This window comes from Zhouia spongiae (genome assembly GCF_022760175.1).
GTDB lineage: Bacteria > Bacteroidota > Bacteroidia > Flavobacteriales > Flavobacteriaceae > Zhouia > Zhouia spongiae.
Genome location: NZ_CP094326.1, coordinates 3,495,340 through 3,507,300 on the forward strand (window position 1 = coordinate 3,495,340; position 11,961 = coordinate 3,507,300).

Sequence of the window (11,961 nt, forward strand, 5' to 3'; positions counted from 1 at the left end):
CAATTCCTTAATCTTTTGCTTGTCATGAAAATCAGATTAAAAAGAATAGCACTTCTATTAGCGTTCGGTATACTTATCGTTACTTTTTTACATCAAAAATCAAAAAGCTATATAAACCATAAGAATCCCTTTATTCGAGTCTTTCCACCTCATCCCATATCTCAATGGAAAGTTACAGAAATTGAGCCGGAGCAAACTGTGGTAGGAAATCGTAATGGTCAAATCTATCTTTCCAAAGCAGGAGTCCCTAATCAATTAACTTCAATCCAAATTAAAACCTTACAGTCTAAAAAATATGATCTCAAGATCGATAATGTGCAAAAATTAGCTTGGGGAGCACTTCAAATAAAAGTAAACTCAAACGGTATATTTTTGTATGAGGGTATTACGCCTACTATTCTCTATAGCAATTTTAAAAATAAAAGCCCTATTGTTCGAAAAATAGACACTTTTAATTTCTCCCGGTGTTTTCCTCTTGATTCTACAAATTATATCCTTATTTCATATGATAAGACATTGGAGCAAAACATTTTGTCCAAAGAGACCTTAACCCCAATTGAAGTAATTCAAAAACCGAATTTACTGACCAAGCAAGTCGACGGTGTATTCTGTTCCCAAGGTAACCTAATGTACGACTTATCTACAGAGCGTATTGTTTACTTATACCGTTATCGTAATGCGTATTTGTATATGGATAGAAACTTAAACCTCCTTACCAAAGGTAACACAATAGATACGGTGAGTAAAGCACAAATACATGTTGCCACCTATAGAAAAGGGAAGCAGCTGCATCATTCACTTACTGCTCCCCCATTAATTGTAAACAGGTCTGCTGCCCTGTTTGACAGCTACTTATACATAAACTCTAACCTAAGAGCCTCCAATGAAAAGAGAATTACCTTTAATAAAAATTCAGTTATCGATGTATACTCACTGGCAGACCATAGCTATCAATATAGTTTCTATCTCCCTACCTATAAAGGAGAAAAGATTCAAAACTTTATTGTTCATAAAGATGTACTCGTTGCTACCTATAAAGAACATTTGGGTATTTTCAATCTAAGCTTGCCACATAATTCAATTCCTTAATGCTTCTTGTATTAGGGCTATCAATTCATATGCTTTTCCTTGTTTTGGCGGTGCTGATGAATATATCCGACCCTTCCGATCTATAATCATTGTAGTTGGGCCGCCTCTTACCCCATAATATTTCAAAAAAGGATGTTCTATACCCAAACCACTGGTATATAGGTTAACATATTCTTTCAATCCATATTTTTGTGATTCAACACTTTTTAACCACTGCTTTTTACTTTTATCAAATGATATAGAAACAAATGCCACATCCTTATTATCTTTAAACTCGGGATATACCTTATGATCAACCTCTTTTGCCAAGGCTAAACATCCGCCACAGCCTGTAAACCAAATATCCAGATAAACTACCTTTCCCTTAAAATCCGACAATTGCACCTCATTTCCATGTACATCAGTAAGGGAGAAATTATAAGCCTTTGCCCCTCTTATTTTTTTTCCATACCAATCATCAATAATCTTCTTAAGTTCTGGGGTTTTAATTAAAGCATAGCTTGCTTGCAAACATTCGTCCAAACCATAAGTATCCTGAACACGCATGCTTTGCAGGTTGAATAATATCAGCTTTTCCCTTAGATAACCAGAATATGAATTACGAAGCAGGGAACAAAATTCTCCGAAATGCTTAACCTGAATATTATTCTTATTATAAGAAGCATCACCAGGATTATTTAGTTTAAGCTCGGTCATGGTTATATTGGACAAATAACGCACATAAAAAGGAGACTCCGCTAAAACATCATCAGGAAGATCTGCTTGAAGCGATTCTTCTATAAGCCTTTTGTATAATGCGGCTTTCTTTTCGGTCAGTTCTTCCGCTTTAATATTAAAGGAACTTTTGTATTTTGATTTTACGTTTCCTAAAATATCCGCCTGCATAATTTGAAAAACATACGGATCTACCTCTTTCTTATATTGTTCTAAGGTATTTAATTGAGCTTTAAGTATAGAATCTCCTAAAGTCATTCTGGCCTTATTTATATCTACCCCCTTTAATCCTTTAAGCTTGATTTCTGCGTCCACTATTGCCTTAAAACTTTCCTGGCTACTTACCAACTGATCAGCCCTCCAAAGTGCAGTAAATTTCGCCGATCCCCTACCGGAAAAGGAGAACTTTGTTTCCTCACCACGTTGGTCAATAGTGATATGAATACTATCTCCGGGTTGTACAAGATAGTTTTGAATATTATCACCATAAGCCAAATATGGTTTCTTATCCCTGTTTCTCAATGAAAATAAGTAGAATCGTTCTGGCTTATTGGTTAATGGAGATGTATACTTAAAATACTTGTTTTCATCCGTTTTAACTCTTTGACGATCGACCCCTAGCCTTCTATTAAATGGTATATCTCCACCAAAATAAATCTGTATTGAATCTACTGTTTTATCACTACCAAGAATTTGTCCTGTAATAACCACAGGTTGAGCACCAGCTACCCGCTCATCGGATTCATTGTTGGCTGTTTTACAACTGGAAACTGATACTAAACATAAGATGCCTATAATAAAATCTAAAACTTTCATGATGAATATTAAAATTGGTTAATACCCAGGATTTTGGGTCATCTTTGAGTTTCTTAAAAGTTCTTCGGTTGGTATGGGAAATAAATTATCATTATCATCCCAATTAGGTTTTGCATTACCTAATACTACATTGGCCCTTCCGGTTCGTTTAAGGTCAAACCAACGATGTGCCCACTCGGTAAACAGTTCCAGACGTCGTTCTTTATATATAGCCGTTAGCAGTTCTTCTTTTGATGAAACTAGGGTATCGTCCAATCCGGCTCTGTTTCGGATTTTATTTAAGTCCATCTGGGCTCCGAGAAAATCTTCATTTTGGGTACTAGCCTCCGCGCGAATTAAATATTGTTCTGCCAATCGCATCACCATAGAGTATTCGGTTACTTCATCTGCAGCTCTTATTTTATATTTATATGGATAGTACCAAATGTTCTCTCCATCAGTTACACTTTTTATCCAATTTACAAGTCTCTGATCGGTATCGTTAAAAGCATTCACCAAATTTTCTGTTAATGCCTGTGTTCTTGGTGGTGCTGAAGTAAGGATAAACCGGAAACCTTCTTTTGTATTTAAATGAGGGTTTACCGGGGCAAGCTGCCAGATTGCTTCATGACTGTTTTTTAAAAACACCTTACTAAGATCCGGTTCTAACGCATAGAGCGTAGTATTATTTATTACTTCAGATGCAAAGACTTCTGCCTGATGCCAATCTTCCAGATACAAATAAACCCTGGCTAGTAAAGCCGAGGCCACATATTTATTTGGACGTGTCTTTTCATAATTGGATAAAATATAATCTTCAGGTAGGAGGTTATGTGCATCTTTCAGGTCAGAAGTAATCTGATTATAGACATCATTGACTGGTGACCGTTCTTTGTCTGAATTTTCAAGGTAATCTGAATTCAGGTGCAAGGGTACGTCTCCAAAGGTATTTACAAGGTAGAAGTAACAAAATGCCCGTATAAATTTTGCCTCTCCTTCCAGTTGTTTTTTCACCACATCAGAAATATTCTCAGATAAGTTCAACTTTTCTAAAATTACATTACAGGTATAGATATATTGATATGGTTCCTGCCACCAACGTGAATTCACAGCAGATTCATCTGCCGTTAAAGCGTTTTCATAAAAAGCGCTGGTTGCTCTGTATCTGTCGAGTTCATCCGCATATAAACCACCCTGAATGGTAACACTTTGATAATGTCCGGATGCAAACCCAATAGAGCCCATCATTCTGGAATAAATACCTGTTACTACAGAAACTGCCGAAGCTTCATTTTCAAACACCGATGCCGTTACCAGTTCATTTTTCGGAGACTCTGTCTCCACAAAACTTTCACATCCACAGGAAAGACCTATAATTCCTATAGATATCGGGATTAAAATCCAGACTCCTATCGCCTGGATTATTTTCTTTTTCAATAGTATATATATTGTTTTCATTGTTTTTAATTTTATTATTAGACCTTAAAAAGTAAGTTGCATCCCTATTGTAAACCGCTGCAAAGGAGGCAATGAAAACCCTTGAGTTTCCGGATCCAGACCATTATAACCGGTAATGGTAAACAGGTTCTGTCCTTGCATATAAATCTTTACATTTTCGAAAGCTTTTCCCTGATATGGAAGATTATAGGATAGCGATACATTTTTTAGCCGAACAAAGGAGGTATCTCCATAAACATAATCGGTTCGTTGCGCATTGTAATATGCTATTCCTGCATCTGTATATGATTGGGTAAACCTTTGAACGTTGGTTTGTTCTCCAATATTCTGCCATCTATTCATTACATAAGCGGGCTGATTGTACATAAATCCGGGGGCAAAAAAATGAGTGTATTTAAAACCTGTTTGTTTTACAAACTGAAAGAATATGTCCACCTGCCAATTCTTAAAGGCTAAACTATTTTGAATGCCACCAAAAAACTCCTGCGTTAACTCATAAATCGAACGATAGTCATCCGGACTGCTTATTGCGCCATCGTTATTAACATCTTCAAATTCATACGCCCCGGTCTGCGGATTGACACCTGAGATATGTAATTTTCTCTGTAGTGACAAAGACCTGTTTAATTCATAAATATTGGCATAAACAGAACTTTCAAGATCAGGATATTCTAACAGTTTATTATCCGGAATGGAAAGGTTAACTGATGTACTCCAGTTAAGGTTATTTCTTTGAATATTGATGGTGTTGAGTTCAAATTCCCAACCAGAGTTCTCTACCAAAGCTGGTAAATTAGCCCTAATACTTGTAAACCCAGTACTTCCGGGAAGCGGGAGCCCTACCAGCTGGTTATCGGATCTATTTCTGTAGTAGGTGGTACCCAACAAGATCCGGTCGTTAAGAAAGCCCAGTTGTAAAGCAGCTTCCAGTTTTTTATTCTTTTCCCAGGCAAAGTCAGGATTAAACAAACGAGTTGGATACAAACCTACATTGCCCTGATACGGATAATCGGTTGTAGAATAGGTATCGAGATATTCATAGTCTCCAATCCGATCATTACCGGTAATACCATAACTTGCTCTTAGTTTCCCAAAACTTAAAAAAGGGAGGCTTTTTTCAATAAAAGGCTCATCTGAAAACAGCCATGCAACCCCGGCGGCTCCAAAGTTAGCAAACTGGTTTCCCGGGCCAAACCTGCTACTACCATCCCTCCTACCGGTTAGGTTTATTATGTATCTATCTTTAATACTGTAATTAATCCTGCCAAATATAGCATTGTATTTATACTGCGAATAATCAAACCTGACAATATTCACCTGAGAAGCAGCAGAAAGGTTTTCCAACAGGGCATCACTACTAAAGCCGGACGCTTCTGTAACCATCAAATCCCGGGTAGTTTCCTGAAATGTAGTCCCCAGCAGCACTTTCAATTTACTGTTTTTAAACTCTTTGCTGTACTCCAATTGAGGTTCTACTATCCAACTCTCCATAGTTGCCTTTCCGGCCTCTGTGGAAGCAACGGCAGAGGAAACAGGGTTTAAAGAACTTTGTGGAAACAATTGTAATTCATCTCGCCACATCGAGGTATATCCTATACTTGTTTTTACCTCCAATTCAGGCAATATCTTATAGCTAAGCAATGTATTGGCATTAAAATTTTTGGTATTGGCATTAAACTGCTGTTTAGTATATGTAAACGGATTGGTAAACTCTTCGTAAAATACCAGGTTGCCTTCTTGATCTATAAGCTCGGGAGTATTTGGCGGTAATAACATCGCATCTGATGAAATATCAGATTTGAACAAGTTGTTATCCTCTACGGAAAACATGGTAGCCAAAGAGACTTTAAATCTTTCATTATCAGACCTATGATTGATATTCGAATTTAAACTATAACGGTTATAGTCATGATCGCCGGGGAATACTGTTGTTTCCTTATAATACCCCCCTCGAACGGAGAATTGGGTCTGCCTGTTTCCCCCTGAAACTGATAATTGTGCATTGTTTGTATATGCGGTACTTCCAAAGACCTTGTCTTGCCAATCAATATTCCGATTAGTATTCCATACCAACAAATCCGGGGCGTTGAATTCTGTTGGCTCTACACCATCATTAGCAAAAGCCTCCCTTCTCATTTCAAGATACTCTGTGGTATTTAAAAGGTCTACCCAATTAGCTACCCGACCAATACCAGATTGAATATTAAGGTCGACTTTCGTTTTACCAACATTCCCTTTTTTGGTCGTAATCAATACGACCCCATTAGCTCCTCGTGATCCATAAATTGCAGTAGCATCCGCATCTTTTAATACTTCTATGCTTTTTATGTCTGACGGATTCATACTACTGAGCGGACTGGCTCCAGAAACAATATCCAATCCAATGGTAGAGAGTGTTTCTGAAATAAAAGGAACTCCATCAATAATATACAAGGGATCATTCCCACTGGAGATACTATTCTGTCCACGGATACGAACGGTAAACCCACCTCCGGGAACTCCTGAATTTTGTTGAATATACACCCCCGGCATTCTCCCCTGGAGCGCTCCCAAAACATTATTCACCGGTTGTTTTTCTATATCTGCAGCTTTCACACTACTAATACTCCCTGTCCGTTCTTTTTCTGAAACCGTATAATAACCGGCATTCACGGTTACCGCTCCCAAGTCTGTTACAGATGCATTAAGGGTAATATTCACCTCTATACGGTTGCCTACTGTTTCTTCAACGGTATCAAACCCTACAAAAGAAAAACTTAAAACATCGGTGGGATGGGCGCTAATTGTATAACTACCTTTAGTATTTGTAAAGGTTCCTGTTTGTGTACCGGAGATAAGTACATGCACCCCAGGAATCGGAATTCCGTCAGTATCGGTAACAATACCACTGACCCGATGTTGTTGGTTATATAAATTATTGGTTTGTCCAAAAGCGGAATATGTTAGCAACAAGAGCGTTACAAATAATGCTAGCAATAGCAGTATCCGTCCCTTGTTCAAAGTATTATTTTTCATAATTTTGAAAAGTTTTTTAATGAAACTTAGATTTTGTTAAGATCAGGCCTTCTGCGTTTTTCCCTTTACTACACCAGAGGGCCTTTACTTTTTTACCACCTGTATAAAACAGGTAATTCTTTATGTCTTTAATAACTAGTTTGTATCATAAACAATAGTGCATTTAATGGTTCTACTAAAAAGGATAGCGACCTGCAGTACGATTATTACCCAAGCCGACCACAGGTCTTGCTTCTCCCCTATCAACTAACTCAAATGTTATATGTCTTGTTCATTTTTGTCTTGAAACAAAAACGAACCAAAAAATTCAAGACTGTCTTAAGGAAATTGCTATCGCATCATTCTCTCTTCCACGCACCGGCTGGCTCATTCGCTAAAACAGTTTACTAAACTGTTTTTTAACGCTCCGCCCCATGCTTTGTTAGCCTTGCTAACGCACTTACGCTCTTCCGTTCAATATTTCTGAAAGACAGCCATATAGTCTTCCTTTAAAATTTCCCAAAACAATTCAAATCGGCGTCTTTGCGTGCCTTGCTATGGCAAGGGGTGGCAATCTCATAGGGCTTAAAACTTACCTTGCAAAACCTCTTCGAGTCCTAGCAAAGCCTGGAAGCAACCCTACTGTGCGTCCCTCCGTCGGCTGGCTCCATCGCTAAAAGGTACACTGTACCTTTTTATTACACTCCAATCAACAGTTCATGACGGTTTAAATTGACAATGAACAATACCTTCAATAAATCTCTAAATTTTTCTCATGGCCGGATACCATGATTATGTGTAGTCAGAATTACAGGAGATATACCATTTCTAAAAAGAATTGATATATAATTTCTAAGTACCGGTTACAGCATTAAAAATGCTGTAATAAGATTCCTGCAAAAGCAGGAATATGTCTAACGTGACTCCTGTAACAAATAACCAAAAAGCCAAGGCGGCTAATTCGGCCTAAATGGGACATTTTGGTTTTTTGGCAAACAAGATATAATAAGCTGTAAACGCAGTGTTGTACTGTGCTTTAGCTATTGCACCCTGATTGCGGTGTTTTGGTTGGTGTTTCATCCTATCCTTTTTTAATTCTCCTATAGCCATTAGACCATAAGGAACGTTATAATCCACGAATCTTAAATGAAAACTGAAACCATTGCTAAGATATGTTGAAAAACACCAAATGTATAAAAACAGTAGGGCGTGGAAACTCAACCTATCTGACAAGCGGTACTGGTAAGAACCGTGTAACGATAAGTGAGCCCACGCCCGGGTCGTGAGCCATTTACACTTATTGTCCCGTTACATTAAATTACCAGTTTTCTGTCAGAGACTCTAAGCGAATAGCTTCTAATATTTTTCTATTTGAAGTATCGCAAATATATTTCTAAAATCAAATATAAGCAATTATTTATTAAGCGACAAAATTTCATTTCTAACTATTTTTTATCGTCTTATCTATTTGTCAATTTGAAAAGTGATGAGATATAAGAATGAAAAAATACTGTCAATCATTGGTAAACGAATCCGGGATCAAAGAAAAATTAAAGAATTAGAGATAGAAGATGTAGCGGAAATGACGGGGTTTACATACAATACAATTTCCAATATAGAGAATGGATCTGAAACATATTTCTCTTATTTTGTGGAAGTTTGCTTAGCTATTGACATCCATCCTAAAGAGATGTTAGATTTTGATATCCAAGTAAAACCTAGACGCAAACTTTCTCCCCAAAGGAGAGAAAAATCTAGATTAACATATAGAATTAAAGGATATATTGAAAATGGCTACTTTCAAACATTAAGAACAACAAAAGATGTAGTCATAAAGCTTAAAGAGGAATATGATTTCGATGCAGCTTCAAAAGATGTTTCATCAATTCTTAGAAGACACTTAAAGGCTGTAAAAAAAGGAAACAGAAATTTCTACAAAGAAAAATAGTTAAAAGAACATTCATTTCAATTCATGTCACCCTAAACGGTTGGCATTTTTTGTTTATATCCTACGTCCTTTACTTCCCTTATATATTACCATGGTTACCATTATTAATGAATAATCCATATAAATAACACGCTATAAATACACTATAAAATCGGTATATATACATAATAAGTATGGTGCAAATAAGTTTTTAACCCGCCCTAAAGTAACTATACATGTTACTTAGTAAACAGATTGAGGTTTTCCGTAATGTGAGTTGGAGTTTATTTGGTTTCTTCGGGGAAAGGAGAAAAATGCCATGGAGATCCGGGAGGTTTTGGTTTATATTTATAAATCATAAAATTGTAAACCACTATAAAAGTGTTGTTATCCTGCAACTTTAAGGGATAAAAATATATTTTGGTAATCATATAGTGAGTTAGCAACAACCTAAAAACAACACCAAAAATTTAAATGGGTAGAGTAAAAATTTACGGAAATCTGATATTAAGCTATGAATATGAACCCTATCGAGAAATTTACTGGACCAATCTCTCAAAGTATATTGTTGAAAAATATGGTAAGATCGAATTTACTGAACACCTTGTAGTTGAAGCGATACTCCTTGATTGCTTTCAATTTCTTGTGGATGAATTCAAAAGTTTGATATCTGAAGAATCAACAACCTCATTTTTCAATTACGTTTTTTACCTTCACGAACAGTCGTTGGAATTCTTGGTGAAAACAAGAGGTGGTTTAGCCTTTGGGAAAATTGACGAGAATGATTTTTCGAGATATAGAAGAATTCTTAAACTAATTTTAGAACAGGGTTGTGATATTGATTTACGATGGGGGAAATTTCCAACAAGTGAAGAAGTATTTAGGATGGATGATAAAATCCAGAGGTTATTTTACCTTGGAACTTGGTTCTACACATTTGCTGATTATATAGCTTTTCATAAAATGATTCCTAATGCTAAAAAAATAAATTTTGACAATGACGGATTTATAGGGATCCATTGGCAAAAACATTACGGGAGTTCATATAATGAACTGTTTCCAAAACTCAATACTGACTATGCAAATGGTGTTTTTGATGAGAATGCTGTTCACGAATTAATGGAAGCCATTAATGAGTGTTTTGAAATAGACTATGATTATGCGGGAGGCTTGATTTTTGAAATAAAAAAACATTTTAGTTCTTCACCTTTTCAAACTATTGAACCCTACGTTCTACCAAAAAATTTATCTAATCAATTCAACATAAGTGAAGAATCTGCTAAACAGTTTTACAATGGTCTTTCGATTTCAAAAGAGAATAAGCAACCTATAGAAGATGTGATTTATAAACCCTATTCAACAGAACGTTATATGTATCGACCAATACTAATTTATCAAATAGATGGAGAGAGTCGTGCGTTAGTTGGAAAGGAGAAATTTGCTGAGAGTATTTATGTTTTATCTACAAATGCAATAAGTTGGAATACCATACCACTAGAATGGAGACAAAATAAATACATGTTTAAATATATGAGCCAAAAAGGTAATGAACATGATAGTATTTTAGAAGACGAAGTAGAGGAAATTCTAAAAAATAGAGGTTTACGCTATGTAAGAAACATCAAATCATTTAAAAGACCTGGAGAGAACAATATTAACATTGATAACAAGGTTGCTGGAGAAATTGATTTTATAGTAATAGACAATTCGAGTAATAAGATAATAGTTGCAGATTCAAAATACAACAAAGCAAAATATGAAGCAGTAGGTTTTAGAACGGATAACACAAACTTCATCACAAAATATGAACCGAAATTAAAGAAAAAGATTGATTGGGTTTCAAATAATAAAATAATCGTTCAGGAACATTTTAAAATCATTTATCAAATTGATGACTTGGATATATCCAATTACGAAGTAATTGGTTTATTCTTTATTAATACACCAACATTTTATATGCTTAATGGATCATACAAGGCCATTACATTAAATCAATTAGACAATTTTCTATCAGAAGATTATGAAGAAATTGCTGTTCATCATATGGATGAGGAAGGGAATGAATTAATAATAAAACACCCTTATTTTAACTGAAAAAGTAGTTGCTAACAATGATCATTGTTGCACAGCCCTCGTATTATACAAAAACAAGACACATAAGAGCCTTTTTTTAGGACTTTTATTTTGTGATGAAATTAAGCTGAGGTTTTCCGTAAGGTGATTTGAGTTTTAATGATTTGTTTTTGGGAATGAGGGGAATTACCCGTGGGAGATTGGGAAAGTTTTGATTTATATTTATGAACCATAAAATTGTAATTGGGAACAAAAGGTACTGATATCCGGAAAATAATATTGTTAACTTGTTATATTTGGAATGATATAACAAGTTAGGTGCAATTAGAAAAGAATAAAACATGGCAAATAAAACAGGAAATTATTGTGCATTTTACGTGACACACATTGGGTCAGACTCAAACCTAGCAGCTCATGCTGTAAAGGACTTTGTTTATTACAATATGCTAAGAGCTTGGAAAGGAAAAGATTCGACATTTCCATTTATTGACTCGCACAACAAGAATTATAATGTTAGAGATAGCAGTGATTGGGAGAAAACACTTAAACCTAGACTCAGAGATAGAATCAATAAGTCTAAGAACCTAATTTTCTTTTTGAGTAAAGACACAAAAAATTCAAGAGCAGTAAGAGAAGAAATTAATCACGCTATAAATGTCAATGCATTACCTGTGATTGTGGTCTATACAGACTACAAAGAAAAAAGTGATCTAATCAATTGTACTTCCAAAACACTCAAAAAAAAGATAACCGATATGTGGGGACAGGTTCCGATGTTCAAGAACTCTAAAGACGCAGTTCCAGTTCTGCATATTCCGTACAAAAAAGAATTAATTCGGGCTGCTTTAAGCGACCCAGATTTTCGCTATTCGACAAAGACTAAACCAAGCGACTATTTTTTTCCATGTTAG

General features: G+C 35.7%; 7 protein-coding genes. 4 read left to right on the forward strand and 3 right to left on the reverse strand.

All coding sequences use genetic code 11. The annotated features are described in order from the left end of the window. Positions 1-24: 24 nt before the first annotated feature. Complete coding sequence (locus MQE36_RS14825) at positions 25-1,089, forward strand: hypothetical protein (RefSeq protein ID WP_242936754.1); 1,065 nt, start codon at positions 25-27, stop codon at positions 1,087-1,089. On the opposite strand, the gene MQE36_RS14830 is transcribed toward MQE36_RS14825, so the two are convergent. From MQE36_RS14830 to MQE36_RS14840, 3 genes are read right to left on the reverse strand one after another with little or no spacing between them, the layout of a single operon-like run. Further along, positions 1,078-2,619, reverse strand: coding sequence for a TlpA family protein disulfide reductase (locus tag MQE36_RS14830; protein ID WP_242936755.1), 1,542 nt, complete (start codon positions 2,617-2,619; stop codon positions 1,078-1,080). The two genes, MQE36_RS14825 and MQE36_RS14830, sit on opposite strands and share 12 nt — an antisense overlap. Positions 2,620-2,637: 18 nt before the next feature. Beyond that, the gene (locus MQE36_RS14835) at positions 2,638-4,056 is read right to left on the reverse strand and encodes a RagB/SusD family nutrient uptake outer membrane protein (RefSeq protein WP_242936756.1); all 1,419 of its coding nucleotides are present in this window, start codon (positions 4,054-4,056) and stop codon (positions 2,638-2,640) included. A gap of 24 nt (positions 4,057-4,080) precedes the next feature. Continuing rightward, positions 4,081-7,071 (reverse strand): SusC/RagA family TonB-linked outer membrane protein, encoded by a 2,991-nt coding sequence (locus MQE36_RS14840; RefSeq protein WP_242936757.1) that lies wholly within the window; start codon positions 7,069-7,071, stop codon positions 4,081-4,083. Between the two features lie 1,465 nt (positions 7,072-8,536). Between MQE36_RS14840 and MQE36_RS14845 the strand changes: the two genes are divergently transcribed. The 3 genes from MQE36_RS14845 (at position 8,537) to MQE36_RS14855 (ending at position 11,961) form a co-directional block, all read left to right on the forward strand. After that, complete coding sequence (locus MQE36_RS14845; protein WP_242936758.1) at positions 8,537-8,998, forward strand: helix-turn-helix domain-containing protein; 462 nt, start codon at positions 8,537-8,539, stop codon at positions 8,996-8,998. Between the two features lie 453 nt (positions 8,999-9,451). Then, complete coding sequence (locus MQE36_RS14850; protein ID WP_242936759.1) at positions 9,452-11,071, forward strand: hypothetical protein; 1,620 nt, start codon at positions 9,452-9,454, stop codon at positions 11,069-11,071. Positions 11,072-11,391: 320 nt separating this feature from the next. After that, positions 11,392-11,961, forward strand: coding sequence for a TIR domain-containing protein (locus tag MQE36_RS14855; RefSeq protein WP_242936760.1), 570 nt, complete (start codon positions 11,392-11,394; stop codon positions 11,959-11,961).

Excerpts from the sequence above, each read along its gene's own strand:
- MQE36_RS14845 (WP_242936758.1), top strand. The coding sequence starts at position 8,537 with ATGAGATATAAGAATGAAAAAATACTGTCAATCATTGGTAAACGAATC.
- MQE36_RS14840 (WP_242936757.1), bottom strand. The coding sequence starts at position 7,071 with ATGAAAAATAATACTTTGAACAAGGGACGGATACTGCTATTGCTAGCA.
- MQE36_RS14835 (WP_242936756.1), bottom strand. The coding sequence starts at position 4,056 with ATGAAAACAATATATATACTATTGAAAAAGAAAATAATCCAGGCGATA.
- MQE36_RS14830 (WP_242936755.1), bottom strand. The coding sequence starts at position 2,619 with ATGAAAGTTTTAGATTTTATTATAGGCATCTTATGTTTAGTATCAGTT.
- MQE36_RS14855 (WP_242936760.1), top strand. The coding sequence starts at position 11,392 with ATGGCAAATAAAACAGGAAATTATTGTGCATTTTACGTGACACACATT.
- MQE36_RS14850 (WP_242936759.1), top strand. The coding sequence starts at position 9,452 with ATGGGTAGAGTAAAAATTTACGGAAATCTGATATTAAGCTATGAATAT.
- MQE36_RS14825 (WP_242936754.1), top strand. The coding sequence starts at position 25 with ATGAAAATCAGATTAAAAAGAATAGCACTTCTATTAGCGTTCGGTATA.